Raw genomic sequence first — 26,469 nt, 5'->3', positions numbered from 1 at the left:
GTGAATATGCTTCGCACTCGTTGGAGCGGTTTTTTGGCTTTTGGCGTGTTCATCATTCTTCGCTTTGACGCTTTGATCTACTAGTTGCTGCTTTGTACTAGTTGCTTTTTTGAGAGTGATGAAGCTTTTCGTATTGGTGCTATTAGTAGAATGTGTATGTTTTCAGTTTTCATTATTTAGGGATTTAAATTATGTTTATGAGATTTTTAAAATTGCTGCCAAGCATTGTTTGTGCTGCGGCAATATCATCTACCGCGTTCGCGGCAGAAAAGAAGCCCAATATCCTTGTGATATGGGGCGATGACATTGGTTGGTTTAATGTCAGCGCTTATAACCGAGGCATGATGGGCTACAAAACGCCTAATATCGATCGTATAGCCAATGACGGTATTTTATTTACCGATGCCTACGGCCAGAATAGCTGTACCGCTGGCCGCGCTTCGTTTGTTACAGGCCAAAGCCCATTTCGCACAGGCTTGCTTAAAGTTGGCTTACCAGGCGCTAAAGAAGGCTTAAGTAGTAAAGACATTACTGTTGCCGAGGTGTTAAAAAACATGGGTTATGCTACCGGGCAATTCGGTAAAAACCATCTGGGTGACCTTGATGAGCATTTACCCACAAATCACGGTTTTGACGAATTTTTTGGTAACTTATACCACCTTAATGCCGAAGAAGAACCCGAAAACGAAGACTACCCAAAAGACCCAGAATTTAAGAAGAAGTTTGGCCCACGTGGCGTTATTCATAGTTATGCAGATGGCAAAATTGAAGATACTGGCCCGCTGACCAAAAAACGTATGGAAACTATCGATGAAGAAGTGACCGCGTTAGCCGTTAAATTTATTGAAAAGCAAGTGAAAGCCGATAAACCTTTCTTTGTTTGGTATAACACTACACGTATGCACGTATGGACGCATTTAAAGCCTAAGTCCGTAGGTGTAACGGGGCAAGGCATCTACGCTGACGGTATGGCCGAGCACGACGGAATGGTCGGTGAAATGCTTGATACCCTCGATCGTTTAAAAGTCGCCGATAACACTATTGTTATGTATTCCACTGATAACGGAGCCGAATTAATGAGCTGGCCCGACGGTGGTATGATCCCTTTCCGTGGTGAGAAAAATACCACTTGGGAAGGCGGTTTTAGGGTGCCAATGCTGGTGAAATGGCCGGGTAAAATCAAGCCTGGGCAAGTGTCAAACGAAATCATTTCCCAAGAAGATTGGCTGCCCACCTTTGTGGCCGCAGCAGGCGATACGCAAATAAAAGAAAAGCTGCTAAAGGGTTACAAGGCGGGTGGAAAAACCTTTAAAAACCATTTAGATGGTTACAACATGTTGCCTTATTTTACGGGTGAAGTTGAAGAAGGCCCACGTAAAGAAATGTTCTACTTTACCGATGATGGTTCTTTATCGGCTTTGCGTTACGGTGATTGGAAGTTAATGTTTAGTGAGCAGCGTGCGCATGGTTTTAACGTATGGCAAGAGCCACTTGTTACCTTGCGGGTTCCTAAGCTATTTAACCTACGACAAGATCCATTTGAGCGTGCTGATATTGAAGCCTTTGGGTATGATAAATGGCGGTTTGAGCGAGTATTCTTACTTGTTCCAGCGCAGGCATATGTGGGTGAATTTATTTCTACTTTCAAGAAATACCCACCTCGTCAAAAACCAGGCAGCTTTAACTTAGATCAAGTTTTACAGTCGCTTGAAGAAGGCGCTGGCGCGACGAATTAAGCAGTACTAAATAGGTAAGTATCTAAAGGGGGCAATCAATACATTTATTGGTTGCCCCCTTTTTTTGTGCCCGGTAAAACCTGTTATTCAGGTATATAGTGTGGCTAAATTTGAACTATAAAAAGCGGGCGCGCGAAGTGAGTTAAGCATTAGTGTTAGAGACCAATTTACTTTTTTCGCCATACGAGCAATAGGCTCGTTTAAGGCCCACATCGAGCGGCTGATGCTGGCTAATGCAAGGCGCGAGTGATTCACTATTCGCTAATAGCATGCCACTGGCTGTCATCCATAGGTACGTCCTCTATAAGTCTTGCGTTATACGCACAGGTATCAATGCAGAGCACTTCTGCTAAGAATAAAATGCGGTTTTTAACCTGTTGGCGACGATACCCGTACCTTTACCGGTTAACGACTCAGAAATACATAGATAAGTACGGCGTACGCAGCGAGAGCTGCCCTTAATATAGTGGTATTTCGCGCTATTCAAGTGGTAGTGTGGGTGTTCGAAAAGCAATAAGTACAACCTCGTTAAGTCAAACTAGGAGTGGGGAATGGCGCTAGATTTATCAGACACATTGGTTGTGGGAATCTCTGCAACCGCTTTATTTGACTTGAGTGAAGCGGATTCAGTGTTTAGGTCTAAATATAAGGAAGACAAAGAAACCGCTGTAGAGGAATACCGAACGTACATGCTTGATAAGGAGGGCGAGCATCTAAACGATGGTACAGGAATGCCGCTAGTGAAAGCCTTACTCGAACTCAACAAACACCAAAAAACAGGCGATAACAACCCCTTAGTTGAAGTTGTAGTCATGTCGCGTAATAGCCCTGAAACAGGCATTCGAGTATTTAATAATATTCGAGAAAGGGCGTTACCTATTTCCAGGCATGCATTTACCGGCGGGGAGTCAGTGGTTGATTATTTGGACGCTTTTGATGTGGACCTTTTCTTAACTACAAACCTTAAAGATGCACAGAGAGTTATTGATGGGGTTACGTGCGCAGCGGCTTACTTGAAGGAGCCACCAAAAGATGTGCACAAAATCCCAGAGGGGCAAGTGCGCATTGCCTTCGATGGAGATGCCGTTATATTCGATGATCAGAGTGAAATTGTGTATAAAGCTGAAGGTATCGAAGGCTTTCATGCCAATGAAGATGAGAACCAAGATGTTCCTATGCAGGAAGGCCCCTATGCTAGTTTATTAAAGAAACTGTCAAGACTCCAAGAGAGGCTTCCTTTTAGCGTCGAGTTTTCGCCGATTAGAATTGCCATTGTTACGGCTAGAAATGCTCCAGCCGAAATGCGTGTAATAAAAACATTACGGCATTGGGGGGTATATGTTGATGAGGTATTCTTTTTAGGCGGAATGGATAAATCAAAAATTTTAAAAGCGTTTAAACCGCATATATTTTTTGATGACCAAGACTTACATATTGAGCCAGCATCTAAGTTTGTTCCGTCGGGTAAAGTACCTTATGCCACCGCTTCCCCATTGCATAAATCAAACGTTCAGAAAGAGAGAAAGACTTAAGTGCACAAAGCTCTAAGCGCACAAAGCCCCGAAGGCCACGAGAGGGCAAACCTTATTGCGGGCGTTGGCCTGCTGGGGTAGGTAATTAGCCTTGCGCTGCGCAGTCTGCCTTAGCCTAAGGCTTACCAGACCGCGCAGAGGCTAAAATCAATTATTAGCGATGCCCTTAGGTTGAGTGTGGATTGTAGGCGTTATGTCAGTTCCATCTCTCAAAATGGGTTAACGTAGTTTGTTATGGCTGTTGTTCGTATCATCACCTTTCTAATAACATGTGATGCAGAGCCTTTCTCGGTATAAATTGCAACGTCTCCAGTAGCGCCGGCAGGTAGTGATGCAGCCATGGCGGTGTCCGTTAGATAAAGTCTAACAAACATGGGGCCGTGAACTTCACTGAGCGTAGTGGGTAAAATGCCTGATGGTCCGAATTGCCCAAGGGAGGATCCGGGTAAAATGGCTTTTACTGTGGCTGGAAATACTTGACCGGGATACATTTTAAAAGCAATTTCTGCCGACTGTCCTATTTCTACATAGCGTAAATAGCTTTGCTGTATTTGCGCGAAAATGGGCCGGTTGTTGTCTTCTACAAATGCCAGGGTTTGCGCAAAGGGTGCAGACACCACTCTAGCGCCTTCCTGCAAAGCTTCAACATTAGTCACAATACCGCTATCGGGCGCGCGCACAGTGGCTTGTTCAAGGTCGTATTGAGCCTTGTCTAGCTGGGCTTGGGTGGAAGCGACATTGGCCCGCGTACGGTCAATATCGAGTTTTCGGCCAAGGTTTTTTTGTTGTAATTCTTCTTGTTGTTCAAAGCGGATATTCGCAAGCGTTAGATCGGCTTGAAGACGGTCTACCACAGATTGGAAAGGGCGAGCGTCGAGCTGATAAAGGATATCGCCTTTGCTAACGTGTTGATTCGGCTTTACGCTTACATTAATAACTTGACCGGAGACATTGGGTACAATTTGCACAGTTGGTGCAATAACACGGATATAGCCACCGGGAGCCCAGAATTGTAGTGGAATAAACAGAGCAACCAATAAAAAGACGACCCAAAGTAATGGTGATATTTTCCAGAATAAGGTGGGCTTAATCAGTTTGAATTTTATGGCTATAGCAAGAAAGGCAAGGTAAACAATTAACAGTACCAGAATCATTGGTTTTCTCCTTTCTGCCGCTCTAACGCTTCTAGGCGCGTTTGCAATAGCGCCACTTTTTGTGCAAGCATTATGGTGTCTGCTTGCTGTGATGCGGTGCTAGGTTTTGTATAGGCCCAGATAAGCATAAGTGGCCACATGACACCTCCGAATAAAAGGCACACCCAGCTGCCAATAGTTATCGCTTCCGCTTGAGGGTGTTGGCGCGTTTTTGCAATTCGCCCTGGCCATAGGCCCATAAAGACAATGATTCCAACAACTACGGAAATCATAATCAAAAAAACGATCCAAGTGAAAATATCGATAAACGCCATAATGTGTGTCCTTTAAAGGTAGCCGCCGTATTATGCCGGAAGCTTATGCTAAAAGAGAATAGGCGTATCACGCTCTTTTCTATGTGGGCTCTTTTATATCAGATGTGTATAGGTGTTTTCTGGTCATTTCATGCCACACGCGTAGGTATAATATGTTAATCGTTGGCAATCCTGTGGGGTCACTCTTAGCGTATAATGTAGCCCTAAGTTAGCCTACACCGTTCGGCGGGCCTTTAAATTACCAGTCTAAATTGCTATAGAGTTATCTTGACTCGTTCTACTGGTTTGGTAGAGTCGAGTCTTGGTCGGGCACATCGTTGTTTCTTACATGCTTGTGTCTACATTGCTTGATGGATTGAATTATGAATAGGGTTCCCCACTTCAGGGCAGCACATTTACATCCTTATTTACGCATGCTTGATAAAGTAGGTGCGCCGGTCGATAAAAAGCTTGTTGAAGCGAAGCTGCCGGGTGGTTTGCGAGATGATCCCGAAGCTCAGTTGTCACTGTTGCATACGCTGAATTTTTTGACACTGATGGCAAGGGAGCAAGGCGTCGATGACATTGCCTTGCGAGCCCGCGAACACTTTGCGATCACGGAGTTATCACCAGAATTTGTGCAGAGAATATTGCTGGCCCCAAGTTTGAACGTAGCCCTAGAAAGTTTTTTCACCTTAGCACGGCTAGAAGATACTCAGCTGCGTATATGGGCTGAGAAACACGGTGAACATATTCACGTGTGTAGCCGCGAAGAAGTGGTTTTGGATGTGTTTGGTGCTAGGCACTGCGAAATGAATACCAATGCGATGCTGGTTGCGATCGTACAGGCTTTTGTGGGTGCCCATTGGTTGCCCGCTGAGATGGGGCTCCATTCTTCAGTGCCATTAGGTGCTTATGTTCAACAGTCTTTCCCTAATACGGCGCTCTATATTGGCCAACCATCGGCTTGGGTGAGTATTCCTGAAAAGCTTTTGGCCAGTACGTTACATCACGTTACATTTGAGATGATTCGGCGCTGCGAGCAATGTGGGCAGACTGATTTAGGTACGAGCACATTGTCTGGCTTTAGCGAATCGTTTAAAAATATTTTGAAACCCTATTTAGGCGACGGTATACCCCCCATAACCTTGGCCGCTGAGATAGCGGGCGTTAGTGTGCGTACCTTACAGCGTTGTCTCAGTGACAACAGCACGAGCTATTCCAAACTTGTTCAGTGTGCGCAATATGAATTAGCCTCTCATTTATTAAAAGACCCTTCAGCGCGCGTGTTAGATATTGGTTTTGCCACGGGCTATGAAGACCCCTCCAATTTTACCCGCGCATTTCGGCGTTATAGTGGTATGACACCTAAGCAATATAGAGAGCTTGCCTTAGTCGGTTAAGGTTGGCAGTGTCACGTCTGTTTCCCCTTCTCTTCTTGAATCTTTCCTGATAAGTATCTTCCGTTTATACATACGTGATGGCTAATGTTTTTCCGGTTTGTTTAAGTATTGCAATAAACGTTTCATTTGATTGTCCTCATGGCATGCTCTTGGCATGAAATGACCAGACCTCCATTCGCTTAACGCCTAACATTGTCATTAAACAGAGACTCGTGATGGCGGGTTGCGTGTGATGCTGCCTTAGCGCTAACCCTTTTGCTATGGAACCTCGTTCATTCGTTATTGTGCGGAGCTTTTGTTTGTTATGGGAGAAAGCCCGCTAGTAACGCAGATTAAAAAAATAATGCTCGAGAGTTTGGTGGAGGGCGACCTTAGCCTTTTGTTGCTGGCTCGGCGTTGTGATTTGCCGGTAAGAAGCTTACAGCGACACCTACACGCAGCTGGCACCAGTTACACCTGCTTATTGCAGGCGGTTCGCTTGCAGAGGGCGTCTACATTGCTCATCAACACAATGATGCCAATCGCTGATATCACCAAGGATTTAGGGTTTTCAGATGCGAGTAATTTCAGTCGCGCTTTTTATTGTTGGACTGGCGTGTCCCCGAGTGCGTTTCGGCAATACGGTGGAGCAAGCGATAACGGTGCTCGCTGAAAGGCGGATTGTTCATAGTGTGGGGTCGAAGGGTGTTTTATGTCGTTCTTCAATCGCCAAACAGTTAAATGTTTAATCGTGGCGTGAAATGACCAGAAGGTAAGCAGGAAACGCACTGCATTACCACGCTGGTATTGTCGTCAGCGAATAACAGAGTAATCGCCAAAGAGTTAAGTGAATGCAAGTGTTGAAGTTTAAGCTGGACAAATTTAACCGTGAGGAGCAACTAATCGTGGGCCATTCATACTGTACAAAAGTAGGATTTAATCGTATTGAAAGTAAGGGCGTTCGTGCACATAGCCGAGGCGGGCACTTCGCTGTCAAAGCGATTAAAGCTTTTCGACTGATTACGGCGTATTCAGTGTCAGTCTGCAAATGTCGTTTAAGCGGTTGCACTGCAAAATATAGAGAGGCTTTGTTTGCGGCTTTAACCGCAGTGCTGGTATTGATGGCCCTTCCTGCCGTCAGCGCTGAGGTTGTAGGTGCAGACTACCCGCGCGATGAAAAAACCACGTCCGAAGCCTTATCCACACAAGGGTTTTCGCCCTACGCAGGGCGCAAGTACCCCACTCAAGTGTATTGGGGTGATCAACACGTGCATACCGGTTGGTCTGTGGATGCGGGCGCTGCGGGAGCAACCCTAACGCCAGAAGACGCGGTTCGATTTGCGCGTGGCGAAGAGGTAATGTCATCCACTGGTGTGCCTGCGAAACTTGCGCGTCCACTTGATTGGTTGGTAGTGGCCGATCACTCAGACATGGCCGGCACCATATTTTCCATCCGTGATGGTGACGCCGCGTTTATGGCCGTACCCCTGATTAAGAAATGGCACAACATGATGAAAGCCGGTAACGGTTTACAAGCCACCAGCGAGATGATTCAAGCCCAATCGAATAATAGAATCCCCGCGGTAATGAAAGATGCCAAATTCGCGATGAATATCTGGCGCAAGAACACCGCGATTATGGAGCAATACAATGAGCCGGGGCGTTTTACCGCGTTTATTGGTTATGAGTGGACCTCCAATGCGGGTGGTGGTGACAATCTGCACCGTAATGTTATCTATCGAGATGGTAAGGCACTGGCCGACCAGATGGTACCGATGACCACTTTCGACAGTGAAAACCCAGAAGATTTATGGAAGTGGATGCAAAGGTACGAAGAAAAAACGTTTGGTTCTGTTCTCGCTATTCCGCACAACGGTAATCTTTCCAATGGCAAGATGTTCGCGTTAAACACCTTCAAAGGTAAGCGCCTCACCAAACAGTGGGCAGAAGATCGCGCTCGCTGGGAGCCCCTGTACGAAGTAACCCAAATGAAGGGAGACGGCGAAGCGCACCCCATGTTGTCGCCCAATGATGAGTTTGCTGACTTCGATACCTGGGATCAGTCTAACCTTGCGGGCGTTCCAAAAACGCCAGACATGATTCGTAACGAGTACGCCCGTGAAGCACTCAAACAAGGCCTTAAGTTGGAAGAAAAGTTTGGCACTAACCCCTTCAAATATGGTTTTGTAGGCGGCACCGATACACACACGGCGTTGAGCACTCCCGAAGAAGATAACTACTTCAGTAAAACGGCTGCGCAGGAGCCCAAGCCAGATCGTTGGGTACACCCTTTTCTTGATACCCCACAAGTTAAAACGCCGGGCTGGAAACTCGCCGCCGCCGGTTGGGCTGGAGTTTGGGCAACGGAAAATACCCGTGAAGCACTTTGGGACGCAATGAAGCGTAAAGAAACTTACTCATCCACCGGGCCGCGCATTACCGTCCGATTTTTTGGTGGCTTTGATTTTACTCCCGCCGATGCACAAACCCGCATGCCCGCAGAGGCCGGTTACAGCAAGGGTGTGCCCATGGGCGGTGATTTAAGTCATGCACCTGCCGGTAAAGCGCCAACGTTTCTTGTTGCCGCGCTAAAAGACCCTTACAGCGGAAACCTTGATCGCGTTCAGGTCGTCAAAGGCTGGCTGGATGGCAAAGGCAATCTGCACGAAAAAGTGTACGACGTGGTATGGAGCGATGCTGATAAACGTAAACCGGGTAGCGATGGAAAACTTCCTGTCGTTGGTAATACAGTCAATATTAAAGAAGCCACCTGGACCAGTACCATCGGTGCTCCCGAGTTAATTACGGTTTGGAAAGATCCAGACTTCGAACCAAAAACTCGCGCATTCTATTACGCCAGAATTATCGAAATCCCCACCCCGCGCTGGACAGCTTACGACGCCAAAAGGTTTAACGTTGAAATGGATAAAGAGGTTCCTATGACGACTCAGGAACGTGCTTACACGTCGCCAATTTGGTACACGCCGGGAACATAAAAACAGAGGGTCGAAGATGAAAACAAAATACCTATTTACATTCGTACTGGCCGGAATGATGGCTGTTAGCTTGTCTGTAGCAGCCGGTGCACAACAAGTACCTGTTGAAAACAGCATGCCATCGGCGAGTACGACCGAAGTGATTCCGGTTACTTGGAAGAATTTCGTCCGCGCCGAGAGCGATGCGATGTTTAGCAGCTACGTCAAGATGGGGGCTTTCGGCAAGTTTTATCACGTCCCCAAACCAACGCCCATCGATGAGCAAAAGGTGGTGCGAATGAACCGTGACACCATTTATTCCTTCGCCATTTTTGATTTGGCCGCGCCTGTCACCATTACCAAAATGGATACCGGCAAACGCTTTCAATCGATGCAGGTGATTAATGAAGACCAATACACCACGATGGTCGTCTATGAGCCGGGGAGCTACACCCTTACCCAAGAAAAAATCGGCACCCGCTATGTGTTTGTGGTTGTTCGAACGCTGGTCGACTCCGAAGATCCGGAGGACGTGGAAAAGGTCAATGCTATACAGCGGCAACTCAAGGTCGAGCAGAAGTCTGCGGGCACATTTGAAATCCCCAAGTGGGATGCAGTGTCACAAGAAAAGGTGCGCGCCGCGTTGAAAGTACTCTCCGCGACCATGGAAAACTACGATGGTTCGTTCGGCAGCAAGGACGAAGTCAATCCGCTTAAGTTTCTTTTTGCCAGTGCGACAGGGTGGGGCGGCAACCCGAGAAATCACGCCATGTACACGGGCGTTACACCTGAAGTGAACGATGGCAAAACCGCCTACGTTCTTACTGTGAAAGACGTGCCGGTGGATGGTTTTTGGTCGATCAGCCTGTATAACAAGGAAGGCTATTTTCAGCAGAACAAGTATAACGCTTACTCGGTGAACAATATTACCGGCACCCAGAACGATGACGGAAGTATGACCATTCATTTTGGTGGCGACCCGAAACAAGCTAATTATTTGCCGATTATGGAAGGCTGGAATTACTTGGTGCGTTTGTATCAACCAAGTAAGGAAATTCTTGAAGGCAGCTGGACCTTTCCAGCACCGCAAGCCGTTAAATAAATAGTGGAGAATAGAATGAAAACACCGGAATTAATTAAGTCGTTGTTTGCTTTTGTCGTGTTGTCGTCATTGATGACGCTGGTTTTTGCCGATGACAAAGCACCACAACAAGTGTTGATCAAAAATGTAAAAGTGTTTGACGGTACCAGCGACAAATCTACCGCTATCACTAATGTTTTGATCGAAGATAATCTTATCAAAACGATATCCACTGAAGCTAAAGCAAGTGTTGATGCCACAGTGATTGATGGCGGTGGTCGCGTACTGATGCCAGGGCTTATCGATTCTCACCAGCATATGGGATTTCCGGCGCCCTATCCGGTGATGATGAATAATGTCGACTGGATGTGGATTGGCGCAGCCTCTGCATCAGAGGCGAAATTGATGCTGTTGCGAGGTTTTACCACGGTACGCGATGCCGGTGGCCCCGCTATCGGTCTAGCCAGAGCTATTGATCAGGGTAGAGCTGAAGGGCCTCGTATTTACCCTGCAGGGCCGGCCATTTCACAAACCTCCGGCCATGGCGATACGCGTAACTACTCACAAACTCACCCTAATATGTCGGGTGGGCAGTCGACCTTTTTTCAGAATCACTTTGCCTTTATTGCCGATGGCCCGGCAGAAGTATTGCGCGCGACCCGCGAGTCCTTACGCCGAGGCGCGACACACATCAAGGTAACGATTGGTGGCGGAGCCAGCTCGCAAGCAGATCCATTGCATACCACGCAATATACGGTAGAGGAAATTCGTGCGGCGGTTCAGGCTGCAAGTGATTGGGGCAGCTACGTAATGGTTCACGGCTATCATGATGAATCAGTTCGACGCGCATTGGAGGCCGGTGTGCTGGGTATTGACCATGGTACGTTAATGACAGAAAAAACCATGAAGATGTTGGCGAAGAAGGGTGGCTATCTGGTACCCCAAGCTCGCCTGTTTACCGTGACGGAGAAAGATAAGGCTTTCTTTGAGTCTTTTGGACCTGCCACGCTGGGTAAGGTGATGGTGCTGAACGATGCGTTGGACAATCAGATGAAATTGGCCAAGAAATATAAGGTTAAGGTGGGTTTTGGCACCGACCTGTTCGGTTCATCCAAAGATTACGCCAAGCAAAGCGAAGAGTTTGAGTTCCGGCTTAAATGGTTCACACCAGTGGAAATTCTCAAACAGGCAACATCAGTTAATGCCGAAATCGTTGCCCTTAGCGGAAAGTTAAATCCTTATACCGCGGGCGCTTTGGGTGTAATTAAGCCGGGGGCCTATGCTGATCTTTTGATTGTGGATGGCGACCCCTTACAGGATATCAAGCTGTTGGGTGATCCGGATAATAACCTCAAGCTGATTATGAAAGATGGCAAGGTCTACAAGAACACACTGCGACAATAATTTTGATCTTAGAGCTGTCTGTAACCGCTGACAATCTCAATCTTAAACATGTGCCGGTGGATGGCACTTGCTCGATCAGCCGCGTAAAAACTTGCTTAGTGGCAGCTAGCTTTTCCCTGCATCGCAAGCAGCTATAAACCCGGCTATCAAATAAGTGATTCATCACCTATTTGATTCGCCCTTGAAATATTGGCGCAACTGCGGGGGAGTTACTGGCATTTAAAGGGATCGCGCCGGTCTGTCACCGGCGGCGGTACATCCTTGTGCCGCATCAACCCGACAACCTATTGTGTTGCCGGGTTAATAAATACATTTAGGAGAATAAAATGCGCACAACAAAACTGTTAACACGAGCTCTGACTGGGTTGATACTGGCGGGCATGCTTACAGCATGTGCTAAAGGGCAAGACCCCGCCGATTCTTCGACGAGTGCCGTAAAGCAGCAACAACAAACGACAACAGTTACTGACGAGAACTATTCCTTAGCTGAAACGCATGGCGTAATAGAGGGGTATGTCAAAAAAATTGCGGCTGCAACGAATACCAATGGTGTTGGTGTTCTTATGCACTACAGAAAGGGTGCTGACCCCAAAGATCGCACCATTATGCGTATCAACTTCGATACGATTTACTCCTGGGCTATTGTAGACCTAGCCGAGCCTGCAGTACTTACCATGCCGGAAACAAACGGACGTTATCAAAGTGCATGGATTGTCAGTGAAGATGGCTATTACCCCGGCGCATATACCACACCTGGGGAACACAAAATCACCAGAGAATGGATTGGTGGTGCACGTTATGCCGTGATCGTTATGCGGACACAAGTCAATGTAAGAGATGCTAAAGATTTGGTGAAAGCCCACGCACTGCAAGACAAGTTGACACTCACGCAAAAAGACAAAGGCTCCTGGGCTCCGGAAAATCATTGGGACAATAAAGAGGTTTTGGCGATGCGAGCCAAATACATGGAGATCGGCAATGGTATGTCGACCTCAGATATGTTTGGTAAAAAAGGTGAGATTTCACTCAATAATCGTAATGCCGGTAACGCCTTTGGTTGGGGCGGGTTTACACCAGACCAGGCCGTTTATCCACAATATTTCCCAAAAACGAATGCCCCGCAAACATTAACCCTAAAAGATGTGCCGGTTAACGCTTTTTGGTCAATTACGGTTTATGACAAAGAAGGCTTTCCGCAAACGGACACCTACAACATCAACAGCGCCTTTGCTGAGGCAGAAAAAGATGGTTCGGTAACTATCCATTTTGGCGGCGACAAAAACGCGAAAAACTATATGGAAACCTTCGACGGGTGGAATTTTACATTACGACTTTATCAACCCACGGAAGCTTACTTTAACGGTGAATGGGTGAAACCTGAATTGGTGTTGGTGAATTGAAACCGACTCGATGTTGTCAACATCGTTCATTTGGTACGCGGCCCTAAGCCGATGGCAAAGCAATAAGTGAGGTGTTGATGAACGTTCTTAGTAAAATGATCAGGGAGCCCTTGCTGCATTTTTTGCTGCTGGGAGGTGGCGTTTTTCTGTTGTTCGGTATGACGACTGCGGGCACGATTGAAAAACCCAATCAGATTGTCGTATCACAGGGCCAGCTTGAGTTGCTGTCGGCTAATTTCGCCAGCACATGGCAGCGTTCTCCGAGTAACGAGGAAATGCAGGATCTTATCGACAAATATCTGCGCGATGAAGTTTATTACCGCGAGGCTTTGGCTTTGGGGTTGGACGAGGATGACACTGTTATTCGTCGGCGCCTTCGTCAGAAGCTGGGTATTATTTTGGAGGACACCGCAGCCCTACTCGATCCGGATGATCAGGAGTTGGCGGCCTACATGAATGAACATGCGGAGTCGTTTCGTATTCAGCCAGAGGTTTCTTTTCGTCAGGTTTATCTCAGTTTTGAAAAGCGTCGTGATGTTAATGCGGATGCGAGTGCGATTTTGGAGCGCTTGAAATCAGGGCAAGACCCAGAGTTACAGGGTGATCCAATAATGTTGGCAGATAGGTATGCGCTGGTATCCCAGAATGAGATTAAACAGCGTTTTGGTAAAGGCTTTGCCCAGCAGTTGTTGGCAGTAGCGCCCGGCGAGTGGGCAGGGCCTCTGACCTCAGGTTTTGGTGGCCACTTGGTGCTGATCACCGAGATTAAACCAGCTCGCATGCCTGAGCTGGCCGAGGTTAAGCAAAAGGTGAAAAACGAGTGGCTGTTACTGCGCACCGAAGAGTTGAAGCTGAGTACTTATCGAAAATTGCTGGAAAACTATGAAGTAGTGATGCCAGAATATTTGGGGTCATTGGATATTACCTCTGTGGATTTGGCTTCAAACGAGACAGCTCATACTGATGCACAGTCTGGGAAAGAGCTTCGATGAAGCGATATTGTCATTCATTGTTGGCTATTTTTGCGTTCATTACGGTTGGTGTGTTTTGCAATACCGTTTGTGCCGATGATTCGCAACCCGGTTACCTGGAGCTAAAGGAAACTACGGCCAACCGTTACAGTGTTATATGGCGTAACCCGAAGCTGGTAAATCAACAGCTTGCGCTGTCATTGCAGTTTCCAGCGCAGGTGAAGAATCTTACTAAACCCGTACTGCGAAAATTACCCGGTGCAACGGTTGAACGCCGCCTGATTGAAACGGGTGCGCAAGGGATAATTGGCCAGCGTATTGATATTAATGGTTTGCAGATGACTAACACCGATGTGTTGGTGCGCATTGAATTTGCCAATGGTGCCAGCTCGACCGCGCTGCTCAAACCGTCTCAGCCGTGGCTGATTTTTAAAGGGCCACGAAGTGCTGGGCAGGTTGTTTGGGATTTCACCGTGCTCGGTGTTGAACACATTTTGTCAGGCTTTGATCATCTTTTATTTGTGCTGGCGCTATTGTTGATCGTTAGCGGTACCCGTCGCTTGTTAATGACCATTACCGCGTTCACCATCGCCCACAGTATAACGCTGGCGGCGGCGACACTGGGCTGGTTGTGGCTGCCGGGTCCACCGGTAGAAGCCACCATTGCTCTATCCATTCTGTTTCTCGCCAGTGAAATGTTAAAGGTTAATCGCGGTCAACCAAGCCTTACCGCAAACTATCCCTGGCTGGTGGCGTTTGCCTTTGGTTTGCTGCATGGGTTGGGGTTCGCTGGAGCACTGGCCGATGTGGGCTTACCACAGCACGAAATCCCACTGGCACTGTTAATGTTTAACATCGGTGTCGAGTTAGGGCAAATTCTGTTTGTTGTGGTGATTCTTGTTTTTGTTTTTATCCTGCAAAAATTACGCGACAACTGGCCGCTTTGGAGCAGGCAGGTACCGGCCTATGGCATTGGAACCATGGCCGCGTTTTGGTTTGTCGAGCGGGTAAGTGGTTTTTATTTGTAACTACAATACAGTACTTTAACTTTAACTTTAACTTTAACTGTGGCTATTCATGCCCTGATAAAAAGAGAACGGCGTTCGGTAACAAACATAGCGCGTGAAGCGGAATAATGTAAAAAGTATAGAAAACATAAAACTAATTGAAAGGAAGAAACAATGTCACAAGAAATAAAAACTATAAATTCCGCGTTCCTGAATGAAGTAAAAAAGAATTCAGGTCTTACGATAGCCGTGGGTGTTATCGTTTTACTGATGGGCATATTGGCCATGGGATCACCCTTCATCGTAGGTGTTTCCCTAGCGGTTGCGGTGGGTTTTCTGCTAATTATTGGTGGTGTTGGCCAGCTGGTGTTCGCGCTAAAAGCACGTGCAGGGCTTTTCAGCATTATTATGGCTATTCTTACCGTTCTCGCAGGTGGTTACATGGTGAGTAATCCTGGCGTTGCCCTAGCAACCATGACGATGGTGCTCGCAATCTATCTCGTGGTTTCAGGTGTTTTCGAGTCGATTATAGCTTTTCAGGTTAAGCCAATGAAAGGCTGGGGCTGGGCCCTGTTCAGCGGCGCTGTCTCGGTATTACTTGGCGCCATGATATGGAGGCAATTCCCTGTGTCGGGTATCTGGACTGTCGGCACGCTTATTGGCATTAAACTATTTTTCAGTGGCTGGACAGTACTGATATTTGGTTTAACGGCTAGGTCTGCTGTAAAAGAGCTGGATTTAGCTGTTTGATTGATACGCAAGCTGTCGTGTTTTTGTCTTCTAATACTAGACAGTTAACAGGGGCTATTTTAATAATTACATACAAAATTCGGTGTTCGTTGATGAGCTTAGAGCGTGTAGTAACATGCGGTGCGTTACCTTAATTTTAGGTGGAGGAAAAAATGAAAATACTAACGGCAATAAATCGATTCGCGATTGGCTTAGTTGCTTTAACTATTCTGTTCATGCCAACGGCATCGGTTTTTGCAGCTCAACATTATGATCTGGTCATTCTTAACGGCCGGGTTATGGACCCCGAAACTAAACTTGATGCGGTGCGTAATGTCGGTGTCAAAGATGGAAAAATCGCCATCATCACTAAGGAGGAAATCAGCGGCAAGAAATCTATAGATGCGAAAGATCATGTGGTTTCTCCTGGTTTTATTGATATGCACGACCACAATACGGCTGCCCCGTTTGGGCAGAAATTGGCGCTTCGCGATGGAGTAACAACACCTATGGAGCTTGAAGCCGGTGTCTACCCGGTTGATAGCTGGTATGCCTATTTGGAGGGAAAGTCTCAAACAAATTATGGCGCCTCTGTGGGTACCATTCCGGTACGCGAAACGGTGTTTAACCCAAATTATAAGTCCCAAGCCTATGGCGATTTTTTGTATGACATGCAAAAACCAAAGGTTACCGGCGCGTCGATGAAGTGGTCAACACAAGTGGCTACAGAAAATCAAATTGACACGATCAAAAGTTTACTGGAAGAGGGGTTAAAACAAGGCGCTATTGGTATTGGCCACTGCCCAGGTTACATGGTGTCGGGTGCTACTCAGCAAGAGTCACATATAGCGCAAGAACTGGCAGCAAAATACGGAGTATTTACGGCCGTACATGCACGTTATTCAAGCCAAAAACCGCCACAGAGCGGCTTGCTTGGCATTGACGAAATGATGGCGCCGCAAGCGATACACGGTGGCGGTGTCGTTATTCAACATATGACGGCGCAAACGCTGGGGGTAACCCCCCAGGCACTGAAAATGATTGATGATGCGCAAACCAAGGGCATACACATTCTGGCTGAAATTTACCCCTACGATTTCGGCGGAACCATCGCCGGCGCCGATTATTTACACCCGGACAATTACCAAAATAACATGGGACGCGATTACAAAGATATTATCGAGGTCTCCACCATGAAGCCACTCGACAAGGCCCGCTATGATGAGTTGGTAAAAACAGCACCAGGCACATCGGTAATGTTTTACAACGCAACAAAAGAAACCGTTTATCAAGCGCTAGCGCACCCCAATACCGTCTTGGGAAGTGACTCTTATCCTTACACCGTTCGTAAAACCGGTGAGCCGGCTATTGCCTGGGACACGCCTTTTGATAGTGTCAACGGTCATCCTCGTGGTGCTGGGGCTCATGCCAAGTTATTACGGTTGATGAGAGAAAAGAAGGTGGATATTCCCCTGATTGATGGTGTGTCCAAAATGACGTACCTGATTGCCGATTTTTTAGAGCAAAACGGTGTGACACAAATGGCCTATAAAGGGCGTATGCAGGTGGGTTCCGATGCGGACATCACCATCTTTAATCCGAAAACCGTTAGGGACAACGCCACCATGAAAGACGGTGGTTTACCTTCGACTGGAATACCCTACGTAGTAGTTAACGGCACAGTAGTAGTGAGTAATTCCAAAGTATTACGAGGTGTTTTTCCGGGTAAGGCTATACGTCTGTCTGAGCAGTAAGTAGTGCCGTAACGACCCTGATAGCAATAGTAAGTTGATTGTCAACAATGGCACTATTTATAAAAATGCTTTGAGCTGATTGAGAACACGAGGATACATACATGAACATACATCAAATGAAACGATTCATTGCGACACTGGCGACGCTTTTTATAGTTCTCTTCAGTGGTTTATCTCAGGCACAACAGTTTGTTACCGATGACTATTTTGTTATGCCGTACAAATCGTCAAATGTTGTATTCACCGCCGGTGAAAATAATGCTGCGGTGCTTCCTTCTTATGGGCTATTCCCAAAATGGGAAATATTTTTAGGGGCCTCTCTCATATGGGAGGATGATGATCGTCAGGCGGGGGATCATTTCTCCACCATTTTTATAGCAAAAAACAATTTGTGGGAGAATGACAGTAAAACCGGGGGTGTTTCGTGGACCTTCGGTTCTGGCTTAAATCCGGAATATTATGATCGCAGCCTGAGGATTGAATCTTTCCGAGATGTTTACGCACTTGTCGATTGGACCATCCCCCTAGCAGACAATAAATTTCAATTGGATGTAAACCCAGGTGTATCAGCAAAAACAGGCGATGCTTTTGACGGCACAGCATGGGATTTTACCTATGCGGCAAGAATTTCGTGGAATAAGGCCATTGGTTCATGGTCCCCCATCGCTGAAGTGTTTGGCAGTGAGGGCGATGTTGGTACAGATATCCAATATAAAGCCGGTTTTCGCTGGGAGCCTAACGACAATTTCCGCTTCGCTATAACCTACGGCGATAGTTTTGACGGTTCAGGTGGCTCGGGTTTGGAACTTGGGATTATTCTAGTCACCCTTCCTTGCGGAAAAGGCTGCTCGCCTTTTTGATTGTGTTTACGTTACGCTATGGGTCTTACCGGTAGCCGCTTTAATAATTTAAATAATTATGTGGTTGTTGGGGCAATATGAGCAAGTTAGAGTCGTTAGCCGGTACAAAACCGAAAAACGGGAAAGGGGCATTGTCTATCATCATTGCTTTGTTCTATTTCCCTGGCGTTGTGTCTGCTATGACGGCTCGAGCAGTTAGCGGTGCTTTGGTGTGGGCTGTTTCCTTAGGGAACCTCTATTGATACTTTTGGACTCTGGCTTTGTGTGCGGTTCATGCGCAAGAAAAATCTACAGGTAAGCTGGTTGTCTGGCGAAAAAATTAGTGCCGTGCATGAATTACACACAAAGTCTCGAAGGTCGCGCAGCAGCTAACATCAATTAAAATAGCGGTGCCTTTATGTCGATGAGTTTAGTCTGTGTAGGCATACTCATGTCAATATTTATGGCTCGACTGTTATCCTACTACAAACGGTTATTCTTTCAGGTTGATATTGGGTAAATCGCCAGTTGCCTGAGCCAAATTGGAAGCCCGTCGGACCTCAGGATGCTGGCATTAAGGCAATAATTATCCCTTTTCCTCCGATAAAGCGGTGGGTGGCCGAAGGCTTATTTTCTGCTTTTCTTGCGTCGGCCGTTAGAATTTAGAGGCTCGGTAGTCTGGTTGTTTGATAAGTATACCTTTAGCACCGTTTTACTCTATCGTTGAATCTAATGTCATAGCCTGCCTATAATTGTTGCATGAAGTCTAAAACTAACCGCCTCGATCGTTTTATTAGCCAAAACAGTGCTTTTTCGCTTTCAGATACACGTCTTCTAATTGCTCAAAAACGGATTCTCTTAGATGGGTGTGTTGCGCACTCCATTCATCAGAAAGTGACGGAATTCACGCATGTTGTATTGGATGGTAACTGCTTAAAAGATAATAACCCGGTTTATATTATGCTGAATAAACCCCAGGGGGTTGTTAGCGCGACCAAAGACCCTAAACATTCCACCGTGTTAGATCTTATTCAGCACCCTCAGCGGGGTGAATTGCACATTGTCGGGCGCCTAGATTTTAATACAACGGGGCTGGTGTTATTGACTAACGATGGCACATGGTCACGTAAGATAAGCTTACCCGAAACAAAGCTTGCAAAGACGTATGAAGTTACTTTGGCTAAGCCATTAAGTAATGAGTATATTGCGGTGTTTCGAAAGGGTATCTATTTTAGTTATGAAAATAATACCACTCGGCCCGCATGCTTAGAGATACTTTCCCCGTATACCGCCAGGCTTACTCTGATTGAGGGTAAGTATCATCAAGTTAAAAGAATGTTTGGTTTTTTCCAAAATGAGGTGTTGGCACTTCATCGAGTGTCTGTGGGGCAGTTTTCCTTGGGGGAGCTGGAGCTGGGGCACAGTAAGTTACTTTCAACGGCGGAGGCAGCGTTGGTTAGTGATTAGCCAAGGGCTTGAGGTTATTAGTATTCACAAAGTCAGGTTGTAAGTTAAGGGTTTTCTACCGGTGTTTATACTGTCTGCCGTAGCGGAAAAATGGGTGCGTTTGGGCGTTGGTCAGTCAAATTGTTTGAGCGTGGCGCGTTAAGTGTTAGTGTGGTGCCTTTCGGGCAGCGCAGTATTTAAAACGTTCAAATTTGGTTATGCGGTCGGCTTCAGCTATATTGAGTGGCGACATCGGTGGTGTTTATTTCTCATTGGTGCGTGCGAGTAACCGGCACACTTTTCTTATAGGTTAAATTAGGCCTTTCATCACGCTATTGACGATTACGCAGGTATTCCCCGGTAATATATCAAAATTTGATTTAAATCGCTGTCGGCGACTGTTTTTAGTCAGAATTTCACCGGAATCGCTGTATAAATTAGCTTGGTTCAATCAATTTAAATGCTATCGTTAATGAACCGCTCATTCTGGAAAATATTATGAAATTATTAGTACGCAATTTGGACCGAGGAACGACAGAGGAAGAGTTGAAGGGTTTATTTCAAGCGTTTGGTATCGTTCAATCTTGTGATTTGGTGATTGATAAAGCAAGTGGTGAATCCAAGGGCTTTGGGTTTATTGAAATGCCAAAGGTTGGTGAGGCAAAGGTTGCAATGAAGAGTCTTAATGGCAACACGGTCGGTGGTAATAAAATACGTGTTAAAAAGGCCGAAGAAAAAAGCGAATAACAAGTGTGTGTTTGTTATAGAAAAGCTGTAATGCAAGCAATAATGGAATCCGTCTTTCGCTGCGTAGTCCTTTTTATGCTAAGGCTTTCCTGATCGCGCAGAGGCCAAAAGCAAATACTAGAGGGCCCTAAACATCGATACTTCTATTCATTATTTTTGGTCTCTGCGCAGGCTCGCGAAGATGGAGCAGTATTCTATCGATGGTTGGAAGCAGGGTGTTGTCTATTGACGAGTGCGCGGCAAAAAGCGGTGTGACGTGTGATTTATCACATACTATTACTGGGAGTGCCCTATAGTATAGGGTTTATAAAAAAGTTAACCCGACCACCAAAAGGAGGCATTGATGCCTGATAACCTGCTTATAGTCATTCATGGAATGGGCAAGCACACAGCTTCGTCATTTAAATCGGAAGTCGTTAATGGGTGTAACAATGCATTGCATCGTTACAGTAGCTATTCAGGAAAAAAAATTGAAAACGAAGTTCATATCGAAAGCATTGGCTACGACGCAATCTTCGATAAGCTACGCGCCGAGTATGCCGAAAGTGGAAAAACGCTAACGCAATTTATTACGGATGGTTCGGCAGGCGGAGATCTACCGGGGTTTGTTGATGAATTGACGGGTGTACAAGCTGAACTTGGTGATGATCAATTTTTGTATACCCACGTATTGGATGTATTGTTTTATCTCACGCTTGTGGGGGAGAAGGTGCGGTTGTCGGTGGCAGAACAATTTGTGGAGGCTGTAAAAAAATACCCAGCGGGTACGCGAATAAATGTGGTAGCTCATTCGTTGGGCACTGCGGTTATGCACGATACGTTGAATAAGTTGTATTCCACCGGGTATAAAACCGCTACTGGAGATCGCGCTAAAAGCAGTGGTGGTCACGATATTTACTTGGACCCATTTACGCTTCCGGTTGATATGTATTGGGCCTTTGCAAATGTCAGCCCAATCATAACGAAACTGAGTGGCTTAAGCGGCCCTGCCGATTCCATTGTTAAGCCGGGGGATGGTGGGTGCCTAGGCTCATTCTTAAATACCTTTCATGAATTCGACCCGTTTACACTAGCGTTCATTAATCGTTTTGACCCGCAGGAAGGCGATGGCTGGGTAGACCCCATGACCTATCAAATTGCTTACAAACGATATAAAACAACGAAGGTTGCCCGAAAGAATACACACAGTGTTGGCGGTTACATAGAGGTTGAGGCTGTGGGGGGCTACCTAGAAGACCCCGAAGTATGCCACGACTTTTTGCGTAGCCTAATGGACTTTAATCCGTCTGCGGCAGAAAAGACGGTTGGCGACGCGGCGTATAAAAACCTTCAAGACGAAACACAGAAAATTAGAGGCTTTATTGAACAGCTGCAGGATCTGACGAATGTGAGTGACCTGAAGAAACTGGTGAAGTTACTTTTGGCGTACCGCACTTATGTTGAAAGCGCGAATTTTTAGGGGGGAGAGATATGCGAAATTTAACACTGTTTTTCTTTGCTTTGGCGCTTTCTTGTTTTTCCTATGGGGCGGAAAAGTGCAATTATGATCAATCGCTAATAAAACATGCAAAAACGTACAGTTTTAAAAGCTTGCTGGTTACATCCGCGGAATTGTCTTCGGAAATATGCCTGATAAAACTTAACGAAAAGTCGGATAGGTCACGGCTGAAAATGCTGGCGAATATTTGGGAAGAGACTGCGCTTACAACGTTGGAGCCATTGAGAAGCGCCGGAGTAGACTTGACGGAGGGCGTTTCATTACTCGCCGATGCTTTTGCTTCCGCAGAACCTGGAACAATGGTGGTGAACACGGTACCGCGTAATTTTTGGAGAATAACCATTCCTAAATCCGGGGGAAGCCCTATTACGAAGCAGGGTTTGGTTGAGGAGACGTCAAATACCCTTTGCGAAGATACAACCGTGGGTTATGGCAAAACCTGTATGGCCGTATTGGAAGATTTTCGGGTAGCGGTACATGCAACGAATGCCGATAAAAACAGATTGGATATGGAACGTGCGTTAACTAATATCGGCATTTACTCTAAAGCCTGGGACCGTTACTTTGACGATGCACGTTCATTGGCTCCCTGGGAGTTAGCGCTCAATACTTATTTTTATAAAAAAGAATTACAGAAGGATAGCTTTGTACTTCCACCTAAGAATCAATGGTTTCTGTTTCATCCGTCTGTTGTGATTGAAAATGTGCCCGAGGCAATTGAGGGCAGCCAGCAAAAAGGCGCGTTTTCAATGGAATGGGTAGGTTTTAATCGTTGGAACAGTAAGGTTCCGCTTGGTTTATCGGTTGTGTCTACCTATGCAGACAGGCAGGGTGTTGATAACACACGCCATGGTGTAATGCTGCATTTATATAATGATTACTCCATCGGTTATACCGGTATTGGCGGTGATGATAAGGGAATATTTATATCGATGGATCTACTGAAGCTCACGCAGAGTAAGGAATCTCGTTCGGAGAGTTATAAAAAAATAGTTGAACAATACCAATCACAGTAAGCCGGAAGTGAGAAAAAGGGCTCACGCTATTTTAGCGTGAGCCCTTTTTTTGTACGCCAGTGAATATTGACGGGTTTGAATTACTGCCCCGTCAACGCCTCAATAAACCCCTCTAATGCAGGTTTGGTTTCATAGGGACCATTCTCCGGCCCAGAGAACAATAGCGGCCAGTCATCTGCTCCCTGTCGCGAGCTTAAGTCCATCAGCCAGCTGTCGCCATCCCACAAGCCCCATACGGTTATGCCACCACGTAGGTGTGCGGGAACCGTGTCGAGGTAAGTTTGCACAATAGCCTTATAACGTCGTTTTTGTCGTTCAGCGGCGTCTGCTGTGAATCCCGTATATTGCGGAAAAGGATCAGCGGCCCATGGATTATTCAGTGGTACGTCCAACTCGGTTATTTTAACTTTTAAACCTCGGTCTACAATAGCTTGGAAGGCGCTGGCAATGACGCTGGTACTGGGCCAATCAATTTGCACGTGCATCTGAAAACCAACACCGTCAATAGGTGCATTATTGGCTTGTAGATCATCAACTAATTGCAGTAGACAGTCGAACTTGGGGGCGTTGCCGCCTTCCGTGTCATAGTCGTTGTAGTAGAGGTCGGCATTTGCGTCGGCGGCACGTGCAGCAAAAAAGGCATTTTCAACAAAGGCCGAACCTAATTGTTGATAAAACAGCGAGTTGCGCCAGCAGTTATTGTTCTCGTCAATAACTTCGTTGGCTACATCCCAGCTCACCACACGGCCTTCGAAATGGTCGGCAATGGTTGCCACATGGGTATCTAGCATAGCGGCAAAATCGCCGGTATAGCTTGTCATCCAGTTGGGTACCTGATAGTCGGAATGCCAGATAAACGTATGGCCATGAACCTGTTTGCCACTTGCCTGTGCCCAGTTGATGAGCTGGTCTGCGTTGTCCCAGTTGTAGGTATTTTCCGCGGGGTGTAAGTAACTCATCTTCATGATGTTACCGGCGGTCAGCTCACTGAAATGTTCACTTATCGATAGCTGTTTTTCTGCAATATCGAGGAAGTTACGGCTTTCACCTGGCCCGGAGACGGCTACGCCAATAGGGAATTCTGCGTGGGTATAGAGCCCGGTACCGGAGGCCGATGAAGAACTGCCAGCGCTACCACTGATGAAACCGAAACTAATGTAGCCGTTGCATTGTAACCATTCTGAATGTGCGCCACCGCATTGGCTATTGGACCAAACGCCGGTGTTTTCGGCTTGATCTTCTGCTTGCAGAATAGCGCCGTTAATAACGACATAGTCCACTTGTACATCGGAGTTGCCACTGTCGTTATCGTATTCAACCTTTACGTCGCCACCGGCGCTGGAGGTAAACGTGTAATCTTGATAGCTGGTGCTGAGGGTAAAACTACCAACAACAGTACCGCCTATAAGCAGATTCAAATGTTCAACGCCTGTTGTACCAATGGCGCGTACGGTGATGGTGTTGTTGCCACTGCCGCTAGAGGACGAGCTACTCGACGATGAGCTAGAAACTGACGATGAGCTACTGGAACTGCTACTTGAGGAAGCGCTACTTGTACTGGACGAGGAGTTGCTTGAACTGGATGAAGAGCTGCTAGAGCTGCTGCCATCGCAAACACTGATAACACCACCGCCGCCCGACTGGCTGTTACAGGTAGTAATTCCAACACAGCTTTGGTTATTTTCCCAGCCCCATCCAGAATCCTGGTTAATGCAAAGTGGGCGAGGGTCATCCTGATACCACTTACACATGTCTATACATTGGCCAGCGGATGAGCTTGAAGAGCTACTAGAGCTGGATGAACTGCTAGAGCTGGATGAAGAGCTACTAGAGCTGGATGAACTGCTAGAACTTGACGAACTGCTAGAACTTGATGAACTACTAGAGCTAGAAGAACTGGTCGAGCTAGATGAGGAGCTGGCGCCCTCCGCTGCACAGTCGGAGATGGTGCCGGTGGAATCATCGCCATTACCTTGAAAGCCAAAGCTTACGGTGCTACCCGGCGCAATTGTACTGTTCCAACCGTGGGGGGTTGCTGTGTAGGGGTTGGACCCAGACAAATTAGCGTTCCACAAACTTGTTACAGTGGAATTGCCGTTTTGTTGCCAGCTAACCGACCAGTTGGAAATCGAAGATGCGCTGTCGTTGCTGACGGTAATACTGGCGGTAAAGCCGCTGCCCCAGTCATTTATTGCGTTGTAGCTACATTGTAAGGCCATTGCCTGCGCACTGCTCAGCGCAAGCACTGTTGCACTGGCTAAAATCAAGTGCCCGCGTACAAACCGCCATAAGGGTTTTTTAAACATAGGGTATTCCTCGTTGCAAACATGATGTTGGTGGGAACCGCTAGGGTTTTGCACATTCAATTTTTATTAAGTTTTAGAATGTGCGCCTATTTTTATATTTCTGATACTGACGATAATTGAAGCCGGTGTATTATATTGAGGTAACCTAAAGTATAAGCAGAAGTTGTTCGCAATTCATACACCCAAAATTATTAGCCTATTCAAAATTTTTAATGTGTTTCTGTTTAAGAACAAAAAGCTACGCTGCGGAGAGCGTAAACTGCATTTTTTGTATGTGAAAATGTAAAAAATGCAGTTAGATTATTATGTCAACACACTGGGTAAAAGCCTAAAACAAAAGTACGGCGGGCGTGTTCGAAAGCTGAGTATTGATGGTGATTTCACCTGTCCTAACAGGGATGGAACGCTGGGGCGCGGCGGCTGTACTTTTTGTAGTATCGATTCGTTCGCAGACAAAAAAGCGGCTGAATATTCTGTTTCAGAACAGATTCAGCAGCGAAAGTTAGAATTAAAACATCAAGACATTCGTTATCTGGCTTATTTTCAGGCCTATACCAATACACACGCAGAAGTCGACTATTTGCGTAACCTCTATTTTCAGGCGTTGAACCAACCAGACATCATCGGCCTATGTGTAGGCACTCGACCAGACTGTTTGAATAGTGCTGTTTTGGCGTTGCTCGCTGATATTCGCAGTAGCGGAAAGGAAGTTTGGCTGGAAATAGGTTTGCAGTCGGCAAAAAATGAAACGCTCAAAAAGATAAATCGAGGCCACGATTTCTCGTGTTATCAGCAGGCTGCAAAAACCATTGCTCAATACGAATTACAACTATGCTGCCATCTGATTTTAGGGTTGCCTGGAGAGCATTATGCTGACTATAAAAACACTTTACACAAAGTACTTGAAACCGGTGTGCAGGGTTTAAAACTTCATCCTCTGCATGTTGTGGAAAATAGCCCTATGGCTAGAACCTGGAGGGCAAACCGTTTAAGTACTCTAACGCAAGAGGAATATGTTGGGGCCGCAGCATCACTTATTCAGCTCACGCCAAAAAATATTATCTATCACCGGGTGACAGCGCAGGCTAGGCCCAAAACGTTGGTGGCGCCGCAATGGTGCGGTAATAAATGGCAGCCCATTGTAGCGATAACTAAAAAATTGCACGAAACAGGAGGGCAGGGCAGCCGGTTATAGCGGT

General features: G+C 46.5%; 21 protein-coding genes. 18 read left to right on the top strand and 3 right to left on the bottom strand.

Going from position 1 to position 26,469, the window contains the following annotated elements; genetic code table 11:
- Nucleotides 1-197 precede the first annotated feature (197 nt).
- Together H5336_RS18510 and H5336_RS18505 are read left to right on the top strand one after the other, a co-directional pair.
- Entirely contained in the window at nucleotides 198-1,736 is a 1,539-nt protein-coding gene (locus tag H5336_RS18510; RefSeq protein WP_221628240.1) for an arylsulfatase, read from the top strand.
- A 551-nt stretch (nucleotides 1,737-2,287) separates the two neighbouring features.
- Nucleotides 2,288-3,268: a 5'-nucleotidase gene (locus H5336_RS18505; protein WP_185235954.1), complete on the top strand. Its 981-nt coding sequence runs from the start codon at nucleotides 2,288-2,290 to the stop codon at nucleotides 3,266-3,268.
- A gap of 209 nt (nucleotides 3,269-3,477) precedes the next feature.
- Here H5336_RS18505 and H5336_RS18500 read toward each other — a convergent pair whose 3' ends face one another.
- Both H5336_RS18500 and H5336_RS18495 read right to left on the bottom strand, forming a co-directional pair.
- Nucleotides 3,478-4,422 (bottom strand): HlyD family secretion protein, encoded by a 945-nt coding sequence (locus H5336_RS18500; RefSeq protein ID WP_185235953.1) that lies wholly within the window; start codon nucleotides 4,420-4,422, stop codon nucleotides 3,478-3,480.
- On the bottom strand, nucleotides 4,419-4,736 hold the full coding sequence (locus H5336_RS18495; protein ID WP_185235952.1) for a DUF3302 domain-containing protein: 318 nt from the start codon (nucleotides 4,734-4,736) through the stop codon (nucleotides 4,419-4,421). Before H5336_RS18495 ends, H5336_RS18500 begins: the two co-directional genes overlap by 4 nt.
- Before the next feature lie 362 nt (nucleotides 4,737-5,098).
- Here H5336_RS18495 and H5336_RS18490 point away from each other — a divergent pair, with 362 nt between their 5' ends.
- The 15 genes from H5336_RS18490 to H5336_RS18420 all read left to right on the top strand — a co-directional run bounded on the left by H5336_RS18490 (nucleotide 5,099) and on the right by H5336_RS18420 (nucleotide 22,964).
- The gene (locus tag H5336_RS18490; protein ID WP_185235951.1) at nucleotides 5,099-6,118 is read left to right on the top strand and encodes a helix-turn-helix transcriptional regulator; all 1,020 of its coding nucleotides are present in this window, start codon (nucleotides 5,099-5,101) and stop codon (nucleotides 6,116-6,118) included.
- 304 nt (nucleotides 6,119-6,422) lie between these two features.
- Nucleotides 6,423-6,770 (top strand): helix-turn-helix domain-containing protein, encoded by a 348-nt coding sequence (locus H5336_RS18485; RefSeq protein ID WP_185235950.1) that lies wholly within the window; start codon nucleotides 6,423-6,425, stop codon nucleotides 6,768-6,770.
- A 178-nt stretch (nucleotides 6,771-6,948) separates the two neighbouring features.
- On the top strand, nucleotides 6,949-9,093 hold the full coding sequence (locus tag H5336_RS18480) for a DUF3604 domain-containing protein (protein ID WP_246439389.1): 2,145 nt from the start codon (nucleotides 6,949-6,951) through the stop codon (nucleotides 9,091-9,093).
- A gap of 16 nt (nucleotides 9,094-9,109) precedes the next feature.
- Nucleotides 9,110-10,174, top strand: coding sequence for a DUF1214 domain-containing protein (locus H5336_RS18475; protein ID WP_221628236.1), 1,065 nt, complete (start codon nucleotides 9,110-9,112; stop codon nucleotides 10,172-10,174).
- A gap of 15 nt (nucleotides 10,175-10,189) precedes the next feature.
- Nucleotides 10,190-11,557 (top strand): metal-dependent hydrolase family protein, encoded by a 1,368-nt coding sequence (locus H5336_RS18470; RefSeq protein ID WP_185235949.1) that lies wholly within the window; start codon nucleotides 10,190-10,192, stop codon nucleotides 11,555-11,557.
- Between the two features lie 326 nt (nucleotides 11,558-11,883).
- On the top strand, nucleotides 11,884-12,957 hold the full coding sequence (locus H5336_RS18465; protein ID WP_221628235.1) for a DUF1214 domain-containing protein: 1,074 nt from the start codon (nucleotides 11,884-11,886) through the stop codon (nucleotides 12,955-12,957).
- 77 nt (nucleotides 12,958-13,034) lie between these two features.
- Nucleotides 13,035-13,949, top strand: coding sequence for a peptidylprolyl isomerase (locus H5336_RS18460; protein ID WP_185235948.1), 915 nt, complete (start codon nucleotides 13,035-13,037; stop codon nucleotides 13,947-13,949).
- Complete coding sequence (locus tag H5336_RS18455) at nucleotides 13,946-14,956, top strand: HupE/UreJ family protein (protein ID WP_185235947.1); 1,011 nt, start codon at nucleotides 13,946-13,948, stop codon at nucleotides 14,954-14,956. The genes H5336_RS18460 and H5336_RS18455 overlap by 4 nt, the downstream gene beginning before the upstream one ends.
- A 153-nt stretch (nucleotides 14,957-15,109) precedes the next feature.
- A complete protein-coding gene (locus H5336_RS18450) occupies nucleotides 15,110-15,685 on the top strand; it encodes an HdeD family acid-resistance protein (protein WP_185235946.1) in 576 nt (191 codons plus the stop codon).
- 152 nt (nucleotides 15,686-15,837) lie between these two features.
- On the top strand, nucleotides 15,838-17,418 hold the full coding sequence (locus H5336_RS18445; protein ID WP_185235945.1) for an amidohydrolase family protein: 1,581 nt from the start codon (nucleotides 15,838-15,840) through the stop codon (nucleotides 17,416-17,418).
- Nucleotides 17,419-17,519: 101 nt separating this feature from the next.
- Entirely contained in the window at nucleotides 17,520-18,278 is a 759-nt protein-coding gene (locus tag H5336_RS18440) for a hypothetical protein (protein WP_185235944.1), read from the top strand.
- A 738-nt stretch (nucleotides 18,279-19,016) separates the two neighbouring features.
- Nucleotides 19,017-19,724 carry a pseudouridine synthase gene (locus H5336_RS18435; RefSeq protein WP_185235943.1) on the top strand — a complete coding sequence of 236 codons (708 nt, stop codon included), beginning with the start codon at nucleotides 19,017-19,019 and terminating at the stop codon, nucleotides 19,722-19,724.
- 477 nt (nucleotides 19,725-20,201) lie between these two features.
- Entirely contained in the window at nucleotides 20,202-20,450 is a 249-nt protein-coding gene (locus H5336_RS18430) for an RNA recognition motif domain-containing protein (RefSeq protein ID WP_185235942.1), read from the top strand.
- Nucleotides 20,451-20,793: 343 nt separating this feature from the next.
- Nucleotides 20,794-21,909, top strand: coding sequence for a hypothetical protein (locus H5336_RS18425; RefSeq protein ID WP_185235941.1), 1,116 nt, complete (start codon nucleotides 20,794-20,796; stop codon nucleotides 21,907-21,909).
- A gap of 11 nt (nucleotides 21,910-21,920) precedes the next feature.
- Nucleotides 21,921-22,964, top strand: a complete 1,044-nt coding sequence (locus tag H5336_RS18420) for a hypothetical protein (protein ID WP_185235940.1) — start codon at nucleotides 21,921-21,923, stop codon at nucleotides 22,962-22,964.
- 80 nt (nucleotides 22,965-23,044) lie between these two features.
- Here the strand turns inward: H5336_RS18420 and H5336_RS18415 are convergent, their stop codons facing one another.
- Entirely contained in the window at nucleotides 23,045-25,270 is a 2,226-nt protein-coding gene (locus H5336_RS18415; protein WP_246439387.1) for an endo-1,4-beta-xylanase, read from the bottom strand.
- A gap of 289 nt (nucleotides 25,271-25,559) precedes the next feature.
- Between H5336_RS18415 and mnmL the strand changes: the two genes are divergently transcribed.
- Nucleotides 25,560-26,465 carry a tRNA modification radical SAM protein MnmL/YtqA gene (gene mnmL / locus H5336_RS18410; RefSeq protein WP_185235939.1) on the top strand — a complete coding sequence of 302 codons (906 nt, stop codon included), beginning with the start codon at nucleotides 25,560-25,562 and terminating at the stop codon, nucleotides 26,463-26,465.
- Nucleotides 26,466-26,469: the final 4 nt, after the last annotated feature.

Origin of the sequence: Teredinibacter franksiae (genome assembly GCF_014218805.1) — a bacterium.
In the GTDB taxonomy this organism is placed as follows: domain Bacteria; phylum Pseudomonadota; class Gammaproteobacteria; order Pseudomonadales; family Cellvibrionaceae; genus Teredinibacter; species Teredinibacter franksiae.
Note: the sequence above shows the minus strand (reverse complement) of the source record. Positions and strands in the feature narration are given on the sequence as shown.

Coding starts and splice junctions, on each gene's coding strand:
- mnmL (WP_185235939.1), top strand. CDS start 25,560: ATGCAGTTAGATTATTATGTCAACACACTGGGTAAAAGCCTAAAACAA.
- H5336_RS18435 (WP_185235943.1), top strand. CDS start 19,017: ATGAAGTCTAAAACTAACCGCCTCGATCGTTTTATTAGCCAAAACAGT.
- H5336_RS18440 (WP_185235944.1), top strand. CDS start 17,520: ATGAACATACATCAAATGAAACGATTCATTGCGACACTGGCGACGCTT.
- H5336_RS18460 (WP_185235948.1), top strand. CDS start 13,035: ATGAACGTTCTTAGTAAAATGATCAGGGAGCCCTTGCTGCATTTTTTG.
- H5336_RS18455 (WP_185235947.1), top strand. CDS start 13,946: ATGAAGCGATATTGTCATTCATTGTTGGCTATTTTTGCGTTCATTACG.
- H5336_RS18465 (WP_221628235.1), top strand. CDS start 11,884: ATGCGCACAACAAAACTGTTAACACGAGCTCTGACTGGGTTGATACTG.
- H5336_RS18420 (WP_185235940.1), top strand. CDS start 21,921: ATGCGAAATTTAACACTGTTTTTCTTTGCTTTGGCGCTTTCTTGTTTT.
- H5336_RS18470 (WP_185235949.1), top strand. CDS start 10,190: ATGAAAACACCGGAATTAATTAAGTCGTTGTTTGCTTTTGTCGTGTTG.
- H5336_RS18510 (WP_221628240.1), top strand. CDS start 198: ATGAGATTTTTAAAATTGCTGCCAAGCATTGTTTGTGCTGCGGCAATA.
- H5336_RS18480 (WP_246439389.1), top strand. CDS start 6,949: ATGCAAGTGTTGAAGTTTAAGCTGGACAAATTTAACCGTGAGGAGCAA.
- H5336_RS18490 (WP_185235951.1), top strand. CDS start 5,099: ATGAATAGGGTTCCCCACTTCAGGGCAGCACATTTACATCCTTATTTA.
- H5336_RS18425 (WP_185235941.1), top strand. CDS start 20,794: ATGCCTGATAACCTGCTTATAGTCATTCATGGAATGGGCAAGCACACA.
- H5336_RS18495 (WP_185235952.1), bottom strand. CDS start 4,736: ATGGCGTTTATCGATATTTTCACTTGGATCGTTTTTTTGATTATGATT.
- H5336_RS18500 (WP_185235953.1), bottom strand. CDS start 4,422: ATGATTCTGGTACTGTTAATTGTTTACCTTGCCTTTCTTGCTATAGCC.
- H5336_RS18415 (WP_246439387.1), bottom strand. CDS start 25,270: ATGTTTAAAAAACCCTTATGGCGGTTTGTACGCGGGCACTTGATTTTA.
- H5336_RS18445 (WP_185235945.1), top strand. CDS start 15,838: ATGAAAATACTAACGGCAATAAATCGATTCGCGATTGGCTTAGTTGCT.
- H5336_RS18505 (WP_185235954.1), top strand. CDS start 2,288: ATGGCGCTAGATTTATCAGACACATTGGTTGTGGGAATCTCTGCAACC.
- H5336_RS18485 (WP_185235950.1), top strand. CDS start 6,423: ATGGGAGAAAGCCCGCTAGTAACGCAGATTAAAAAAATAATGCTCGAG.
- H5336_RS18450 (WP_185235946.1), top strand. CDS start 15,110: ATGTCACAAGAAATAAAAACTATAAATTCCGCGTTCCTGAATGAAGTA.
- H5336_RS18430 (WP_185235942.1), top strand. CDS start 20,202: ATGAAATTATTAGTACGCAATTTGGACCGAGGAACGACAGAGGAAGAG.
- H5336_RS18475 (WP_221628236.1), top strand. CDS start 9,110: ATGAAAACAAAATACCTATTTACATTCGTACTGGCCGGAATGATGGCT.